Below are 17,376 nucleotides of genomic sequence, written 5' to 3'. Positions count from 1 at the left end.
GGCAACGGTGTCTCAGAGGACGGGTACGGGCGTGAACCGCACCGGCAGTTCGTTCAGGCCCCGTAGCCACGGGGAGGGGCGCCGGGTCAGCGTGTCGGCGGGTACCGCCAGGTCGATGTCCGGCAGCCGGTCCAGGACGATCTCGATGCCGGTCCGCGCGATGACCTCGGCGACCTCCTGTGCCGGGAACGGGCAGCGGTGCTCCCCGTGACCGAAGGAGAAGTGGGCGTTGTTGCCGCCGGTGAGGGCCGAACTGTCGGTGCGGACCTGGGGGTCGGAGTTGGCGCCCTGGAGGCCGAGCAGCAGCAGGTCGCCGGCGCGGATGCGGCGGCCGCCGAGCTGGGTGTTGCGGGAGGCCCAGCGTCCGGCCACGTTCTGGGTGGGGGTGTCCTCCCACAGGACCTCGTTCATGGCCTCGGCGACACTGTGCCGGCCGCCGAACAGGGAGGCGGCGAACCGTTCGTCGGTGAGCATCAGGCGCAGCGAGTTGCCGATCCAGTCGGCCGTGGGCTGGTGGCCGGCGGCCATCATGACCATGAGGTCCTGGACGATCTCCATGTCGTCGAAGCCCGCGGTGTTCGCGAGCATCCGGGACACGACGTCGTCGGCGGGCGCTTCCTTGCGGTCGGCGATCAACCGGGCCATGGAAGAGGCCAGATGCTGCTGTCCGGCCAGCGCGCCCTCGCGCCCGTTGATCATGTCGTTCAGGGCGGTGACCAGGCCGGGTCCCTGTTCGTCCGCGAAGCCGTAGAGCGTCGCGAGGACCCGTACGGGCAGCAGGGCCGCGTAGTCGCCGATGAGGTCCGTCTCGCCCTTGGGGCAGATCGCGTCGATCAGCTCGTCGGCGAACTTCTCGGCCTGGGAGCGCAGTTCGGAGGGGTCGATGGCTTCGAGCGCGTCGCTGATCATCGCGGCGCGCTCGCGGTGGCGCTCGCCGACGGTGTACAGGATGGAGGGCTGTTTGCGGCCGATCATCGGCAGCAGCGGCCAGTCGTCGGGGATGCGGTCCCACTGGCTCCACAGGTCCGAGTCCCGGCTGAACAGCTGGGGATCGCCGGTGACCTGGTGCAGTTCGCGGTAGCCGAGCACGAGCCAGGCGGGGATGTCGCCGTCGAGGACGACCGGCACGACGGATCCGTGGTCGCGCCGCATCTCCCGGTACAGCTCGGCGGGTTCGGTCTGGAACCGCGGCCCGCCGAGGGGGACGGGCGCGGTGGCGGAGGCGGGGGTCACAGAGCGGGCTCCGGTGATTGAAGGGCGCCTTCCGCGGCTTCGGCGCCGTGACGGGCGTAGCGGGACTGGAGGTGCTCCACCAGCGTGATCAGCACCTGCTTGCTGGACTCCCGGGAGCGGGCGTCGCAGTCGAGCAGCGGTACGTGCGGGTCGAGGTCGAGGGCCTCGCGGATCTGCGCGGGGGTGTGCGGGGGCCCGCCGAAGTCGTTGCAGGCCACGATGAAGGGCGTGCCGTAGTGCTCCAGCCGGTCGATGGCGTACCAGGATTCGTCGATGCGGCGGGTGTCCACCAGGACGATCGCCCCGAGCGTTCCGGAGAACAGCCGGTCCCACAGGAACCAGAACCGCTCCTGTCCGGGTGCGCCGAACAGGTACAGGATGTTGTGCGTGTCCAGCGTGATGCGTCCGAAGTCGAAGGCGACGGTGGTCGCGGACTTGCCGCGTACCTCGCTGATGTCGTCGACGCTCGCGCCGGCCTGCGTCATCGTCTCCTCGGTGTTGAGGGGACGGATCTCGCTGACCGAGCGGACGAGGGTCGTCTTGCCGACACCGAACCCGCCCACGATCACGATCTTGAGGCCGTTGTCGGCGGACGCGGACAGGGGCGCACGAGCGTCAGAGGTTACGGAGTCCAACGAGCACCTGCTCCAGGATGTCGGGATCGGGAAGACCGGAGGGAACAGTGGTGTGCGGGTGACGGGCGCTGACCCGGCCCGTGGAGAGCAGGTCGGAGAGCAGGACGCGGGTGATCGACACCGGCAGTCCCAGCTCCGCCGCGATCTCCACGACGGCCGTCGGCCGCTCGCACATCCGCAGGATCGCGGCGTGCTCGGACTGCATGCCCACCGCCGGATCGCACTCGGCGACCACCAGTGTCACGAGGTCGAAGGGGGTGTCGGGGCCGGAACGGGTGCGCCCTCCGGTGAGGGTGTACAGCCGGTCGGGCGCGTCGTCCCTGCCAGGACGGCTCATGACGACCGGGGCGGCGAGGTCAGGTGCTCGCCGAGTTGTTCCACGAGTTCGCTCATGTTGTGTCCCACCAGTCCGGCGTCGGCGTCCTCGGCGGTGACGACGGCGAGGTGCGCGCCGTCGCCCGCTTCCACGATGAACAGCACCCCTCCGTAGAACTCGGCCATCGCCGAGCGCACGCCCCCGCTGCCGTCGCCGAACTCCATGGAGGCGCCGTGGGACAGCGACTGGATGCCGGCGGCGATGGCGGCGAGCTGGTCGGCCTGGTCGACCGACAGCTCCGGAGTGCGGCACAGCTTCAGTCCGTCGCGGGAGAGCACGAGCGCGTGCCGTGCGCCCGGGGTGCGCTCAAGGAGGCCCTCGATGAGCCAGGTGAGCTTCTCGTCGGCGGTGATGGTGCCGGTCATGGGGTGGTGTCGCCTTCCGGGAGCGCGGTGGGGGTGGTGGGGGTCGTGGTGGGGGAACTGGTGGACGCGGTTGCGTGGTCCTCGGGCCGTGCCGGTGCTTCGGTCCGGGGCGGATCGTCGGCCGGTACGGGTCCGGGGGCGCCCGGTGCCGTGCCGCGCACCGCCTGGCGGAAGGTGCCGAAGCGGGAGGCGGACCGGATCTTGGGGTCGTCGCCGGTACGGGGTTCGGGGTCGGCCGGGGGTGTGACGTGTGAGCGGCTGCGCTCGGCGTGGGCGAGGGTGCGTCCGCGGCGGCGCTTGGGCAGGCCGCCGGTGGACGGGAGGCCCTGTTCGTGCCGGGGCGAGTCGTGGGTCGGGACGGGGTCCGGGTCGAGGTCGCCGGCCGCGCGGGCGGCGGCGTACGACACGGGGGACGCCGGGGATTCCTGGGAGGTACGGGACTCGCGCGGGTGCGGGGACCACGGGGACTCCGGTGATTCCCGGCCGTCGGGCGGCCTCGGCGCGGTGGTGTGGCCGTCGACGGCGGTCGGGTCGGAGGGGACGGGCTCGGCCCCGGCCGGCAGCGGCGCTGCGGTGAGGTGAAGGCTGGGCTGGGTGAGGATGTCCTGCGGTATCAGGACCAGCACGCCGGTGCCGCCGCGGGCGGAGGGCCGGAAGGACACCTTCAGGCCGTGCTTGCGGGCGAGCCGGCCGACCACCGAGAGGCCGAGGCGGGTGCCGGTGAGGCCACCGAGCCCGGACCGGGGCCCGACGGGGCCGGTGACGGCCCGTTCGGCGCGGCGCAGCTGGACGTCTCCCATCACCAGGCCGCTGTCCTCGACGGAGACGATGACACCCGCGGGGACCTCCTCGACGTACACATGCACTTCGGCGGTGGGCGGCGAGAAGTTGGCGGCGTTGTCGAGGAGTTCGGCCAGTGCGTGCATGACGCCCTCGGCGGCGTGTCCGGCGACGGCGACCTCGCTGGCGGAGTGGACGCGCACCCGCTGGTAGCCGCCGATGCGGCCCATGGCGCCGCGCAGGATCGACTCCATGACGATCGGGCGGGCCCAGCGGCGCCCCGAGCGAGCGCCCGCCAGGACGGCGACGGAGTCGGCGAGGCGGCCCGCCTGCGCGGTGCGGTGGTCGAGGTGGAGCAGGTCCGCGAGGACGTCCTCGTCGGAGTGCCTCTCCTCCATCGCGCGCAGGTCGGCCAGCATGCCGGTGGACAGCGCCTGCATGCGTCCGGCCGCGTTGGCGATCGCCGAGATCGCGGCGGCGCGGTCGGCGGCGGCCTGCCGGGTGCGCTCGGAGAGTTCGGCGTTGCGCTCGGTGAGCCGGGCGCGGTCGCCGGTGAGCAGTTCCCTCTCCTTGGTGAACTCCTCGGTGAGGCGGGCGTGTTCGCGGGCGGCCGTCTCGGTCAGACGGGCCCGCTCCTGCGCCCCGGTCTCGGCCGCGCGGGCGCGTTCGCGGGCGGCCTCGTCGACGAGCCTGGCCCGCTCCTGGCCGAACTCCTCCGCCAGTCTGGCGCGTTCCTGAAGGAGCCGGCCGGCGTCCTTGGCCACGCTGTCGAGGCGGCGCAGCGCGATGCGCCTGGTCTGCACGGCGTGGGCGGCCACCGCCACGGCGGCGCACAGCAGCACCGCGGCGGCGCCGGTGCCCCAGGCGAGGGGTACGCGGGCCGGTTCGGGGGCGAGCAGGACGGCGGCCACCACCGCGGCCGCGGCCGGGACGGCGGCGGCCAGCACGGCTTTCGCCATGGTGCGGGGGGTGGGTCGTTCGCCGGAGGGCAGAGGCGGGGTCATCAATCGGTCCTCGGTCGTGTTCCTGGGGGGAGAACGTGTCCTCGGTCGTGTCCTCGGTCGGTCCTGGGCGAGAAGCGACACTCGATGCTCAACTCGCCGTCACTATATGAGAGTTCGTGATCCGATTGGGAGGCTTCGGGAAGCGGTTTCATGATCGCCCCGGCATATCGGTGTCTTTCGGGCGTCTGGCCACAGCGCCGCCGCCGGTGCCCGGCGGCATCCTGGAGGCATGACGGAACTGGGTGGACGGCCGGACGGACAGCCGGACGGAAGGCCGAGCGGACGGCCGGACGGACGGCCCGCAGGGCAGCCGGACGGGTCGCCGGAGGGGCAGCCGGAGGGGTCCGCCGGTCAGCTCCGGTCCGACCTGGCGGGGGCCGTGCGCGGCGAGGTCTCCTTCGACGCGACGGCGCGGGCGCTGACCACCATGGACGCCTCCAACTACCGGCGCGTACCGCTCGGTGTGGTGGCCCCGAGGGACGCCGAGGACGTGGCCGCCGCGCTCGCCGTGTGCCGCGCCCACGCGGTGCCGGTCGTGGCGCGCGGCGGCGGCACCTCGATCGCCGGACAGGCCACGGGCACCGGCGTCGTCCTGGACTTCACCCGCCACATGAACCGGATCCTCGCGCTGGACCCGGACGCCCGCACGGCCGTCGTCCAGCCCGGTGCCGTCCTCGACCGCCTCCAGGAAGCCGCCGCCCCGCACGGACTGCGCTTCGGCCCCGACCCCTCCACGCACAGCCGCTGCACCCTCGGCGGGATGATCGGCAACAACTCCTGCGGCTCCCACTCGGTCGCCTGGGGCACCACGGCGGACAACGTGCGGGAGCTCTCGGTCGTCGGCGCGGCCGGGGACACCCGCCGCCTCGGCCGGAACTGGCAGGGCGCCCCGGACGGGCTGAAGGCCCTGGTCGAGAGCGAGTTGGCGCTGCTGCGGACCGGCTTCCCGGATCTGCCGCGGCGGATCTCCGGGTACGCCCTCGACGCGCTCCTGCCCGAACGCGGCGCGGACGTGGCCCGCGCGTTCTGCGGCTCCGAGGGCACCTGGGGTCTGCTCACCGAGGCGGTCGTACGCCTGGTCGAGGCACCCCGGGCACGGGCGCTGGCCGTCCTGGCCTACCCCGACGAGAGCGCCGCCGCGGACGCCGCGGCCGGCCTGCTCGGGTACGGGCCGCTGACCGTGGAGGGGATGGCCGCCGATCTCGTGCCCGCCGACGCGGGGCTGCCGCGCGGCGGGGCCTGGCTGTTCGTGGAGACGGGCGGCGGATCGCCGGCGGAGGCCCGCGCGCGTGCGGACACGATCGTGCGGGCCGCGGACGTGGGGGACGCCCTGGTGGTCACCGACCCGGCGGGGCAGCGGGCGCTGTGGCGGCTGCGGGAGGACGCGAGCGGCACGGCGACCCGGATGCCGTACGCCGGGGACCGCTCCCCGCTCGGAGCAGGCCGCGGCAAAGAGGCCCGGCCCCCGCTCGGCGCCGGCCGCGGGCTCGGCGAAGAGGCCTGGCCCGGCTGGGAGGACTGCGCGGTGCCGCCCGCCCGCCTCGGCGCGTATCTGCGGGACTTCCGGGCCCTGCTCGCCGCCCACGGCCTGCACGGCACCCCGTACGGCCACTTCGGCGACGGCTGCATCCACGTCCGGATCGACTTCGACCTGATCACCGCGGCGGGCGTCACCCGCTTCCGGCGCTTCTCGGAGGAGGCCGCCCGCCTCGTCGTCGCGCACGGCGGCTCGCTGTCCGGCGAGCACGGCGACGGACAGGCCCGCGCCGAACTGCTGCCCACGATGTACGGAGCGGAGATGGTCCGCCTCTTCGAACGGGCGAAGGACCTCTGGGACCCCCGCGGCCTGCTCAACCCCGGCATGCTCGTGCGCCCGCACCGGCTGGACGAGAACCTGCGGTTCGCGGTGCTGCCGCGGCGCCCGGTGGACGTGGAGTTCGGCTATCCGGCGGACGGCGGCGACTTCTCGGCGGCGGTGCGCCGCTGCGTGGGTGTCGCCAAGTGCCGTACGGCCTCGGTCCCGGGCGGCGCCGAGGTCATGTGCCCCTCCTTCCGGGCGACCGGCGAGGAGGCGCACTCCACGCGCGGGCGGGCCAGACTGCTGCACGAGATGCTCGCCGGCGAGATCGTCACCGACGGGTGGCGCTCGACGGAGGTCCGGGACGCGCTGGACCTGTGCCTGTCCTGCAAGGGATGCAGGTCCGACTGCCCGGTCGGCGTCGACATGGCCACCTACAAGGCGGAGTTCCTCCACCACCACTACGCGGGCCGCCGCCGTCCCGCCGCGCACTACACCCTGGGGCGGCTCCCCTTCTGGCTCGCGGCGGTGACCCGTACCCGCTCGGCCCGGCTCGTCAACTCCCTCGCGTCCCTGCGCCCCTTGGCCGCCGTCGCCAAGCGCCTGGCCGGTGTCGCACCCGGACGGGAGATCCCGCGGCTGGCGCCGGAGACGTTCAGCCGGTGGTGGTCGGCCCGGTTCCGGGACCGGGCACGGGCGCGCGAGCGTGAACGGCGCCGGGGCGGACAGGACACCCAGGGCGGACCGGGCGGGGAGAGGCGCGGGGGCGGGCGGCCCGCCCCCGCGCTGTTCCCGGACTTCGGCCGCAAGACGGTCCTCCTGTGGCCGGACACCTTCACCGAACACCTGGAACCCTCCGTGGGACGCGCGGCCGTAAGGGTCCTGGAGGCCGCGGGACTGGCCGTGCTGCTGCCCCCGAGGACGGTGTGGAGGCACGGGCCCGTCGGCGACGGCGTGACCCGGGGCCCCCTCCGCCTCGGCACACTGCTCCCGCGCCGCCGCCACCGCGTCTGCTGCGGACTGACGTACGTCTCGACCGGCCAGCTCGACCGCGCCCGCACCGTGCTCCGCCGCACCCTCGACCTCATGGAGCCCTACCTCGCCATGGACGACCTCCCGGTCGTCGTCCTGGAACCGAGCTGCGCCGCCGCCCTGCGCACGGACCTGCCCGAACTGCTGTCCGGCGACCCGCGCGCGGCGCGGCTGGCGGCGGCGGTGACGACCTTCGCGGAGGCGCTGGAACGGCACGCGCCGGCCTGGACGCCGCCGCGCCTGGACCGCCCGGCGGCCGGCCAGACGCACTGCCATCAGCACGCGGTCCTCGGCGACGCGGCCGAACGCCGGCTGCGCGACGCGGCGGGCCTGACCGGCACCCTCGCGGGCGGCTGCTGCGGACTCGCGGGCAACTTCGGCTTCGAGAGGGGCCACGAGGAGGTGTCACGGGCCTGCGCGGAGGAACAGCTGCTTCCGGCGGTACGGGCGGCCGACGACAGCGCGGTGATCCTCGCCGACGGCTTCTCCTGCCGCACCCAGCTGGCCCAGCTCTCCGGCCGCCGGGGCCGCCACCTGGCGGAGGTCCTGGCCGAGGCGCTGGAGAACGGCCCGCGGGACGACGGGTCCGCGCCCACCGCGTAAGTACGCTGGGATGTCATCGGCCGAAGACGTTCGAGGAGCGACGCGCATGACTCTCCGCCTGCAGGCGATCACCCGCGACGAGCACCTGGCGTTCGTCCGCTCGCGGCCCTCGGCCAGCCATATGCAGGTGCCGTCCTGGGGGGACGTGAAGCCGGACTGGCGCGCGGAGAGCCTCGGCTGGTTCGACGCGGACGGCCGCCTCCAGGGGGCCGGCCTCGTGCTGCTGCGCCCGCTGCCGAAGATCAGGCGGTACCTCGCGTACCTGCCCGAGGGCCCCGTCATCGACTGGCACGACCCGGACCTCGCCGACCGCTGGCTGCGGCCGATGGTGGCGCATCTGAAGTCGCGTGGCGCGTTCACCGTGAAGATGGGCCCGCCCGTGGTCGCGCGCCGCTGGAGCGCCGACACGGTCAAGACGGCCATCGCCGACCCGGCGGCACGGCGCCTCGGCGAGGTGACGGCGACCTCGTACGAACCGGCCGCGGACGGGATCGCCGACCGGCTGCGGGCGATGGGCTGGCAGCAGACAGAGCCCGGCGGCGAGGACGGCTTCGCGGCGGGACAGCCGCGCTACGTCTTCCAGGTCCCCTTCGCCGGACGGTCCCTGGAGGAGATCCACAAGGGCCTCAACCAGCAGTGGCGGCGCAACATCAAGAAGGCCGACAAGGCCGGCGTCGAGGTGGTCCGGGGCGGCTACGACGACCTGCCCGCCTTCTACGAGCTCTACGCGGAGACGGCGGAACGCGACCGTTTCATCCCGCGCCCGCTGCCCTACTTCCAGCGGATGTGGACCTCGCTGACGGCCGAGGACCCCGACCGCATGCGGCTCTATCTCGCCCGCCACGAGGGCGACGTCCTCGCCGCGGCCACCATGCTGACCGTCGGCAGCCATGTCTGGTACTCCTACGGCGCCTCCACCGGCCGCAAACGCGAGGTCCAGCCCAACAACGCCATCCAGTGGCGCATGATGACCGACGCCCACGCGCTGGGCGCCGCCGTCTACGACTTCCGCGGGATCACCGACACCCTGGACGAGAGCGACCACCTCGTCGGCCTCCTGCGCTTCAAGGCGGGCGCGGGCGGCGAGGCCGCGGAGTACCTCGGCGAGTGGGACCTGCCCATCAACCGGGTGCTGCACAAGGCGCTGGACGTCTACCTGTCCCGTCGCTGAACGGCCCGTCGCCGCTGCAGTCGGCGACGGGCCGTTCAGCGACGCGTCCCGATCCGGGTCTCAGCATCCAGGACAGTTACATGAGCAGTTCACACTCCTGACGAAGTCCACTACCCTGGACTCGGCAGTACATCGTGATGAACACCCGACCGAGCCAGCCTCCAGGACCGCCCGTGAGCACCCCCAGCGCCACCACCTCGTCGTCCGCGCCCGTCTCCGGGACGGTGCACGCCCCCGTGTCCTCGGGCGGAGCTCCCGGCCGCCTCGGTTCCCTCGGGCCCGTCGGGCTGGTGCTGGCCGGAGGGATCTCGGTCCAGTTCGGCGGCGCCCTCGCGGTGACCCTCATGCCGAGGGCCGGCGCGCTCGGCGTGGTGACCCTGCGCCTGCTCGCCGCCGCGGTGGTCCTGCTCGTGGTCTGCCGCCCCCGGCTGCGCGGCCACTCGCGCGCCGACTGGGGGACTGTCGCCGTCTTCGGCATCGCCATGGGCGCGATGAACGGCCTCTTCTACGAGTCCGTCGCCCGCATCCCCCTCGGCGCCGCCGTCACCCTGGAGGTGCTCGGCCCCCTCGCCCTCTCGGTGCTGGCCTCCCGCCGCGCGGTCAACGCGGTCTGGGCGGGCCTGGCCCTGTGCGGCGTCTTCCTGCTGGGCGGCGGAGGGTTCGGGGACCTGGACCCGGTGGGCGTGGCCTTCGCGCTCGGGGCGGGCGCGATGTGGGCGGCGTACATCGTCTTCAGTGCCCGTACGGGCCGCCGGTTCCCCCAGGCCGACGGCCTGGCCCTGGCGATGGCGGTGGCGGCGCTGCTGTTCCTGCCGCTCGGGATCGTCTCGTCCGGCACCCGGCTGCTGGACCCGACCACGATCGCCCTGGGCTCCGCGGTGGCGATCCTGTCCTCGGTCCTCCCCTACACCCTCGAACTCCTCGCCCTGCGCCGCCTGCCCGCCTCCACCTTCGCGATCCTGATGAGCCTGGAGCCCGCCATCGCGGCGACAGCGGGCTTCCTGATCCTCGACCAGGCCCTGTCCACGACCCAGGCGGCCGCGATCGCCCTGGTCATCGGCGCGAGCATGGGCGCGGTGCGGACCCAGGTGGGCCGGGGGAAGGCGACGGTCCCGGTCGACGCGCCCTGACCGGGCCCTGTCCACGGTCCCGGCGGCCGGCCGCGCTCTCCTGGACCTCGCGGCACCGCGCGCCCTGACCCCCACCCGGCCCGGCGCCCCATCACGGCCGCCACGGGGGCCGGGGTGCTCCGGACCCCGTGGCGGGCCCTGGCATCCACTCGTCTGCGCCCCTCCGGTACGGTCACGGCCGGGCGCCCCGGCGCGAGCCGCTGACCTCGCGGTGCGGCGCCCCCGACGCCCACGCCCACCCGGCGCCCCGACGCCCACCCGCCCGGCGCCCCCGGCGTGATGCGCCCCGGCGGCACCCGGGGCGTGTCCGGCTCAGGAAGCCGTCTCCACCCACTCCGCGAACGCCGGGCCCGCGAGCCTGGCGTCCGCCCCCGGGAGCAGACCGCCGTTCTCGAACAGGTCCCGCTCCGGGTTGTCCGGGTCGCTCACGGCGACCACCTTCACGGCCGGGTCCCGGCGGGCCATCAGCAGCCGCGCCGCCTCTTCCAGGCTCTCCTCGCGCGGACCGGCCACCTCCGGGAACGGGGCCCGCGCCCCCGGTGCCTCCTCGGCCTCCGCCAGCTCCACCAGCGCCTCCGCCACGGCCCGCGCCGCGACGAGCCGGGTCCGCATCCTCGGGACGTGGACGGTGTCGCCCTGGCGCCCCCACTGCGTGAACTGCTCCACGAGCTCGTGGAACTGCGCCGCCCGCAGCACCCGCACCGGCACCGGTCCCGCCAGCACCGCGCGCTCGTGCTCCAGTTTGGCCGCGTTGTACCCGGCGACCGAGGCGTCGATGCCGATGATCGAGACGACCACCAGCCGGCCGACCCCCGCCTTCTGCCCGGCCTCGTGGAGATTGCGGGCCGCCGCCGTGAAGAACTCCGTCGCCACCTGCCGGTCGGGCGAGGGGGTGCTGGACGCGTCGATCACGACGTCCACACCCTCCAGCGCCTCGGCCAGCCCGGCGCCGGTGACGATGTCGACCCCGGTGGCCCGGGACATCGGTACGACGGTGTGCCCGCGCTCCGTCAGCACGTCCACGACATGCCGCCCGAGCCGCCCGGTCGCCCCGGCCACCGCGATCTTCTTGGCCTCGCTCATGTTCATGTCTCCCTCTGTGTTCCTCTGTCCGCGTCGTCATCGGTATGACGGACCGGGGAGGGGAGATGTGACGGGGCGGCGGCGGATCGCGGGAAATAAATTGATGCAAGCATGCTTGATTGTTTCTGGGGGCGCTGACATGCTCCCCCCATGTCCGATCCGACGCCCGTGTTCGACGATCTGCGTGACGAAAGCGAAGAACTCGACCGGCTCGTCGCCGGGTTGAGCCCCGACCGGTGGGCCCTCGCGACGCCCGCCGCCGGCTGGACCGTCGCCCATCAGATCGCCCACCTCGCCTGGACCGACCACTCCGCCCTCCTCTCCGTCACGGACGCCGACGCCTTCCACGGCCTCGTCGAGAAGGCCCTCGCGGCACCCGCGACGTTCGTGGACGAGGGCGCCGAGGAGGGGGCCCGGCTCCCGTCCGGCGAACTGCTGGCGCGGTGGCGCACCGGGCGGGCCGCGCTGGACCGGGCGCTGCGCGCGTCCGTTCCGGGCGCCCGTTTCCCCTGGTACGGCCCGCCCATGTCCGGTGCCTCCATGGCCACCGGCCGGCTCATGGAGACCTGGGCCCACGGCCAGGACGTCGCCGACGCCCTGGGTGTGGTCCGTCCTCCCACCGACCGGCTCAGGCATGTGGTCCGCATCGGGGTCCGCGCACGGGACTTCGCCTTCGCCGCGCGCGGGCTCGCCGTGCCCGCCGAGGAGTTCCGGGTGGAGATCCTCGCCCCCTCCGGCGACACCTGGACCTACGGCCCCGAAGACGCCCCCCAGCGCGTCACCGGCACCGCACTCGACTTCTGTCTGCTGGTCACCCAGCGGGCGCACCGCGCCGATGTCGACGTGCGCGCCGAGGGTCCCGACGCCGACCGCTGGCTCGGCATCGCCCAGGCCTTCGCGGGCCCGCCCGGCGACGGACGCCCGCCGAAGGGGGACGCGGAGTGACGCTGCGCGTGGGAAACGCCTCCGGCTTCTACGGCGACCGCTTCGACGCCCTGCGCGAGATGCTCACCGGCGGCGAGCTGGACGTCCTCACCGGCGACTACCTCGCCGAGCTCACCATGCTGATCCTGGGCCGGGACCGGCTGAAGGACCCCGCCGCCGGATACGCCCGTACCTTCCTGCGCCAGCTGGAGGACTGTCTCGGCCTGGCGCACGAGCGGTCCGTGAAGATCGTGACGAACGCCGGCGGCCTCAATCCGGCCGGGCTCGCCGACGCGGTGCGGACCCTGGCCGGCCGGCTCGGCATCCCGGTGCGGGTCGCCCACGTCGAGGGCGACGACCTCACCGCCCGCTACCCGGGCAGCCTCGCCGCCCACGCCTACCTCGGCGGCTTCGGCATCGCCGAGTGCCTGTCGGCGGGCGCGGACATCGTGGTCACCGGCCGGGTGACCGACGCGGCGCTGGTCACCGGGCCCGCCGCCGCCCACTTCGGCTGGCGGCCGGGGGACCACGACCGGCTCGCCGGAGCCGTCGTCGCCGGGCACGTGCTGGAGTGCGGCACCCAGGCCACCGGCGGCAACTACTCCTTCTTCGGCGACGGCGACGTACGCCGCCCCGGCTTCCCCCTCGCGGAGATCCACGAGGACGGAAGCTGCGTCATCACCAAGCACCCCGGCACCGGCGGGTTCGTGGACGTCGGCACGGTCACCGCACAGCTGCTGTACGAGACCGGGGGCGCCCGGTACGCGGGACCCGACGTCACCGCCCGCCTGGACACCGTGCGGCTCGGCCAGGACGGCCCGGACCGGGTGCGGATCGAGGGCGTGCGCGGCGAGGCCCCGCCCCCCACCCTCAAGGTCGGCCTCAACAGGCTCGGCGGCTTCCGCAACGAGGTGACCTTCGTCCTGACCGGACTCGGCATCGAGGCCAAGGCCGCGCTGGTGCGCGAGCAGATGAGCGACGCGCTCGCCAAGTCGCCGCCCGCGGAGGTGCGGTGGGAGCTGGTGCGCACCGACCGGCCCGACGCGGACACCGAGGAGACGGCGAGCGCCCTGCTGCGGCTCGTCGTCCGCGACCCCGACCAGGCCACCGTGGGGCGCGCCCTGAGCGGTGCCGCGATCGAGCTGGCGCTCGCCAGTTACCCCGGCTTCCATGTGGTGGCGCCACCGGGGAAGGGCGCGCCCTACGGGGTCTTCGAGGATGTGCACGTCCCCCAGGACGCCGTCGACCACAGGGCCGTCCTCCACGACGGGAGCCGTCTCTCGGTGATCCCGGCCCAGGACACGCTCGTACTGGAGACACTCGAGGAACCGTCCCTGCCCGAACCGTTGCCCGCGGGTCCCACCCGCCGCGCCCCCCTCGGCCTGATCGCCGGTGCCCGCAGCGGAGACAAGGGCGGCAACGCCAACGTCGGCGTCTGGGCCCGCAGCGACGAGGCCTGGCGCTGGCTCGCCCATGAACTGACGGCCGACCGCTTCCGGGAGCTGATCCCGGAGAGCCGCCCGCTGAACGTCGTCCGCCACGTCCTGCCGAACCTGCGGGCCGTCAACTTCGTGGTCGAGGGGATCCTCGGCGAAGGCGTCGCCTCCCAGGCCCGTTTCGACCCCCAGGCCAAGGCCCTCGGCGAATGGCTCCGCTCCCGTCACCTGGATATCCCGGAGGTCCTGCTATGACGGTCCTTTCGTCCGCCCTGGACGTGGGCGGCCCGGACTACCGGGCGAACCGCGAGGCCATGCTCGCCAAGCTCGCCGACCTCGACACCGAGCACGCCAAGGCCCTCGCGGGCGGCGGGGAGAAGTACGTCCAGCGGCACCGCAAGCGCGGCAAGCTGCTCGCCCGCGAGCGCATCGAACTGCTCCTCGACCCGGACACCCCGTTCCTGGAGCTGTCCCCGCTGGCCGCCTGGGGCAGCGACTACGCCGTCGGCGCCTCCCTGGTCACCGGCATCGGGGTGGTCGAGGGCGTCGAGTGCCTGATCACCGCCAACGACCCGACCGTGCGCGGCGGTGCCAGCAACCCCTGGAGCCTGAAGAAGGCGCTGCGGGCGAACGACATCGCCCTCGCGAACCGGCTGCCCTGCATCAGCCTGGTCGAGTCGGGCGGCGCCGACCTGCCCTCGCAGAAGGAGATCTTCATCCCCGGGGGCGCGATCTTCCGCGACCTCACCCGGCTGTCGGCGGCCGGGATCCCCACGGTGGCCGTGGTCTTCGGGAACTCGACGGCCGGAGGCGCGTACGTCCCCGGAATGTCCGACCACGTGATCATGGTCAAGGAGAAGGCGAAGGTCTTCCTCGGCGGGCCGCCGCTGGTGAAGATGGCCACGGGCGAGGAGAGTGACGACGAGTCGCTGGGCGGCGCGGAGATGCACGCCCGCGTGTCGGGCCTCGCGGACTACTTCGCCGTCGACGAGCGGGACGCGCTCCGCCAGGCCCGCCGGGTCGTCGCCCGGCTGAACCACCGCAAGGCGTACGGCGATCCGGCCGTCGCCGAGCCCCCCAAGTACGACGAGGACGAGCTCCTGGGGATCGTCCCGGGGGATCTGAAGCACCCGTTCGACCCGCGCGAGGTGATCGCCCGGATCGTCGACGGCTCGGACTTCGACGAGTTCAAGCCGCTGTACGGGACGAGCCTGACCACCGGCTGGGCGAGCCTGCACGGCTACCCGGTCGGCGTTCTCGCCAACGCCCAGGGCGTGTTGTTCAGCGCCGAGTCCCAGAAGGCCGCCCAGTTCATCCAGTTGGCCAACCAGCGCGACATCCCGCTGCTCTTCCTGCACAACACCACCGGCTACATGGTCGGCAGGGAGTACGAGCAGGGCGGCATCATCAAGCACGGCGCGATGATGATCAACGCGGTGAGCAACTCGAAGGTCCCGCATCTGTCGGTGCTCATGGGCGCCTCCTACGGAGCCGGTCACTACGGGATGTGCGGACGTGCCTACGACCCGAGGTTCCTGTTCGCCTGGCCCAGCGCCAAATCGGCCGTGATGGGACCCCAGCAGCTCGCGGGCGTCCTGTCGATCGTCGCCCGGCAGTCGGCCGCCGCGAAGGGGCACCCGTACGACGACGACGCCGACGCGGCGCTGCGCGCCATGGTGGAGCAGCAGATCGAGTCCGAGTCGCTGCCGATGTTCCTGTCCGGGCGGCTGTACGACGACGGGGTCATCGACCCGCGCGACACCCGCACCGTCCTCGGCCTGTGCCTGTCCGCGATCCACACGGCGCCCTTCGAGGGCGCGCGCGGTGGCTTCGGCGTCTTCCGGATGTGAGGGATCACGTGATTTCGAGTCTGCTGGTCGCCAACCGGGGCGAGATCGCCTGCCGGGTCTTCCGCACCTGCCGTGAGGCCGGGGTGCGCACCGTCGCGGTGTATTCGGACGCCGACGAGAACGCCCTGCACACGCGCGAGGCGGACGCCGCGGTACGGCTGCCGGGCGCGACACCCGCGGAGACGTATCTGCGGGGCGATCTGATCGTGCGGGCCGCGCTGGAGGCGGGCGCGGACGCGGTGCACCCGGGATACGGGTTCCTGTCGGAGAACGCCGATTTCGCGCGGGCGGTGATCGACGCGGGGCTGGTGTGGGTCGGGCCGTCTCCCGAGGCGATCGAGGCGATGGCGTCCAAGACGCGGGCCAAGAAGCTGATGGGGCTCGAACCGCTGGAGCGGGTCACCGCCGGGGATCTGCCGGTGCTGGTCAAGGCCGCCTCGGGCGGCGGCGGCCGCGGGATGCGGATCGTCCGTGAACTGGCGGACCTGGACGCCGAGTTGGAGGCGGCCCGCGCGGAGGCGCTGAGCGCCTTCGGTGACGGGGAGGTGTTCGTCGAGCCGTACGTGGAGGGCGGCCGGCACGTCGAGGTGCAGATCCTGGCCGACGCGCACGGCACGGTCTGGCCGCTGGGCACCCGTGACTGCTCCCTCCAGCGCCGCCACCAGAAGGTGATCGAGGAGGCGCCGGCCCCAGGGCTCGGGGACGAACTCATCCGGGAGCTCTACGCGTTGTCCGTGCGCGCCGCCCGCGCCGTGGACTACGTCGGCGCCGGCACGGTCGAGTTCCTGGTCGCCGACGGCACCGCGCACTTCCTGGAGATGAACACCCGGCTCCAGGTCGAACACCCGGTGACGGAGGCGGTGTTCGGGGTCGACCTGGTCGCCCTGCAACTGCGGGTCGCCGAGGGGGAGCGGTTGGAGAGCGAGCCCCCGCCCGCGCGGGGCCACGCGGTGGAGGCCCGGCTGTACGCGGAGGACCCGGCGGGCGCCTGGGCGCCGCAGACGGGCACCCTGCACCGGATCGCCGTCCCGGACGGCGTCCGGCTGGACACGGGGTTCACCGACGGCGACTCGGTCGGCATCCACTACGACCCGATGCTCGCGAAGGTCGTCGCGCACGCCGCCACCCGCGCGGAGGCCGTGCGGAAACTGGCCGGCGCGCTGGAGCGGGCCACGGTCCACGGCCCGGTCACCAACCGGGATCTGCTCGTACGGTCGCTGCGCCACGAGGAGTTCGCCGGGGCCCGGATGGACACCGGGTTCTACGACCGTCACCTCGCCGCGCTGACCGAGCCCGCCCCGGACCCGTACGCCCCGCTGGCCGCCGCCCTGGCCGACGCGCACGGGCGTTCGCGGTTCGGCGGCTGGCGGAACCTGGCGTCGCAGCCGCAGACCAAGCGCTACCGGATGCACGGCGAGGAGCACGAGGCCGCCTACCGGCACGCGCGCGAGGGGCTCGCGGCCGACGGGGTGCGCGTGGTGCACGCCGACGCGGGCCGGGTCGTCCTCGAAGTGGCCGGTGTACGGCGGACGTTCGAGGTCACGCGGTACGCCGACGGCCAGGTCTTCGTGAACGCCACCGCGCTGACCGAGCTCCCCCGCTTCCCGGATCCGGCCGCGGACCGGGCCCCGGGGTCGCTGCTCGCGCCGATGCCCGGCACCGTGGTCCGGGTGGCCGAGGGGCTCGCCGAGGGCGCCGCCGTGCGTGCGGGGGAGCCGCTGCTGTGGCTGGAGGCGATGAAGATGGAGCACAGGATCTCGGCGCCGGCGGCGGGCACGCTCACCGCCCTGCACGCCGTGGTCGGACAGCAGGTGGAGGTGGGCGCGCTGCTGGCCGTCGTGCGGGAGGAAGCGGTGCCCGGGGAAGCGCCGGCGGACGACGCCCGGTGAGCGGGCGCCCCGCCGCGGGGCGCCCGGACGGACCACCGCGCGGCTGTGCCGCGCGGGCTCGAACAGT

13 protein-coding genes are annotated in these 17,376 nt (G+C 73.8%); 7 read left to right on the top strand and 6 right to left on the bottom strand.

Translation table 11 applies throughout. The annotated features are described in order from the left end of the window. Window positions 1-12: 12 nt before the first annotated feature. From OG410_RS19290 to OG410_RS19270, 5 genes are read right to left on the bottom strand one after another with little or no spacing between them, the layout of a single operon-like run. A complete protein-coding gene (locus tag OG410_RS19290) occupies window positions 13-1,233 on the bottom strand; it encodes a cytochrome P450 (RefSeq protein WP_326787104.1) in 1,221 nt (406 codons plus the stop codon). After that, entirely contained in the window at window positions 1,230-1,868 is a 639-nt protein-coding gene (locus OG410_RS19285; RefSeq protein ID WP_443063768.1) for a GTP-binding protein, read from the bottom strand. The genes OG410_RS19290 and OG410_RS19285 overlap by 4 nt, the downstream gene beginning before the upstream one ends. Beyond that, window positions 1,849-2,205, bottom strand: a complete 357-nt coding sequence (locus OG410_RS19280; RefSeq protein ID WP_037624236.1) for a DUF742 domain-containing protein — start codon at window positions 2,203-2,205, stop codon at window positions 1,849-1,851. Before OG410_RS19280 ends, OG410_RS19285 begins: the two co-directional genes overlap by 20 nt. After that, window positions 2,202-2,609, bottom strand: a complete 408-nt coding sequence (locus OG410_RS19275) for a roadblock/LC7 domain-containing protein (RefSeq protein ID WP_328669726.1) — start codon at window positions 2,607-2,609, stop codon at window positions 2,202-2,204. Before OG410_RS19275 ends, OG410_RS19280 begins: the two co-directional genes overlap by 4 nt. After that, window positions 2,606-4,393: a sensor histidine kinase gene (locus OG410_RS19270; RefSeq protein WP_329300327.1), complete on the bottom strand. Its 1,788-nt coding sequence runs from the start codon at window positions 4,391-4,393 to the stop codon at window positions 2,606-2,608. The genes OG410_RS19275 and OG410_RS19270 overlap by 4 nt, the downstream gene beginning before the upstream one ends. 229 nt (window positions 4,394-4,622) lie before the next feature. Between OG410_RS19270 and OG410_RS19265 the strand changes: the two genes are divergently transcribed. The 3 genes from OG410_RS19265 to OG410_RS19255 all read left to right on the top strand — a co-directional run bounded on the left by OG410_RS19265 (window position 4,623) and on the right by OG410_RS19255 (window position 10,127). Beyond that, on the top strand, window positions 4,623-7,826 hold the full coding sequence (locus OG410_RS19265; RefSeq protein WP_443063767.1) for an FAD-linked oxidase C-terminal domain-containing protein: 3,204 nt from the start codon (window positions 4,623-4,625) through the stop codon (window positions 7,824-7,826). Between the two features lie 46 nt (window positions 7,827-7,872). Then, window positions 7,873-8,997, top strand: coding sequence for a lipid II:glycine glycyltransferase FemX (locus OG410_RS19260; RefSeq protein WP_329300326.1), 1,125 nt, complete (start codon window positions 7,873-7,875; stop codon window positions 8,995-8,997). Window positions 8,998-9,170: 173 nt separating this feature from the next. Then, window positions 9,171-10,127 carry an EamA family transporter gene (locus OG410_RS19255; protein WP_329300325.1) on the top strand — a complete coding sequence of 319 codons (957 nt, stop codon included), beginning with the start codon at window positions 9,171-9,173 and terminating at the stop codon, window positions 10,125-10,127. Between the two features lie 312 nt (window positions 10,128-10,439). Here OG410_RS19255 and OG410_RS19250 read toward each other — a convergent pair whose 3' ends face one another. After that, a complete protein-coding gene (locus OG410_RS19250) occupies window positions 10,440-11,210 on the bottom strand; it encodes an SDR family oxidoreductase (RefSeq protein ID WP_329300324.1) in 771 nt (256 codons plus the stop codon). A gap of 150 nt (window positions 11,211-11,360) precedes the next feature. On the opposite strand from OG410_RS19250, the gene OG410_RS19245 reads away from it, so the two are divergent. From OG410_RS19245 to OG410_RS19230, 4 genes are read left to right on the top strand one after another with little or no spacing between them, the layout of a single operon-like run. Then, on the top strand, window positions 11,361-12,155 hold the full coding sequence (locus OG410_RS19245) for a TIGR03084 family metal-binding protein (protein ID WP_329300323.1): 795 nt from the start codon (window positions 11,361-11,363) through the stop codon (window positions 12,153-12,155). Continuing rightward, the gene (locus OG410_RS19240; protein WP_329300322.1) at window positions 12,152-13,825 is read left to right on the top strand and encodes an acyclic terpene utilization AtuA family protein; all 1,674 of its coding nucleotides are present in this window, start codon (window positions 12,152-12,154) and stop codon (window positions 13,823-13,825) included. The genes OG410_RS19245 and OG410_RS19240 overlap by 4 nt, the downstream gene beginning before the upstream one ends. Then, window positions 13,822-15,420 carry an acyl-CoA carboxylase subunit beta gene (locus tag OG410_RS19235; protein ID WP_329300321.1) on the top strand — a complete coding sequence of 533 codons (1,599 nt, stop codon included), beginning with the start codon at window positions 13,822-13,824 and terminating at the stop codon, window positions 15,418-15,420. Before OG410_RS19240 ends, OG410_RS19235 begins: the two co-directional genes overlap by 4 nt. Window positions 15,421-15,428: 8 nt before the next feature. Then, entirely contained in the window at window positions 15,429-17,309 is a 1,881-nt protein-coding gene (locus tag OG410_RS19230; protein ID WP_329300320.1) for an ATP-binding protein, read from the top strand. Window positions 17,310-17,376: the final 67 nt, after the last annotated feature.

The sequence above is a fragment of the Streptomyces sp. NBC_00659 genome (assembly GCF_036226925.1).
Lineage (GTDB): Bacteria > Actinomycetota > Actinomycetes > Streptomycetales > Streptomycetaceae > Streptomyces.
Note: the sequence above shows the minus strand (reverse complement) of the source record. Positions and strands in the feature narration are given on the sequence as shown.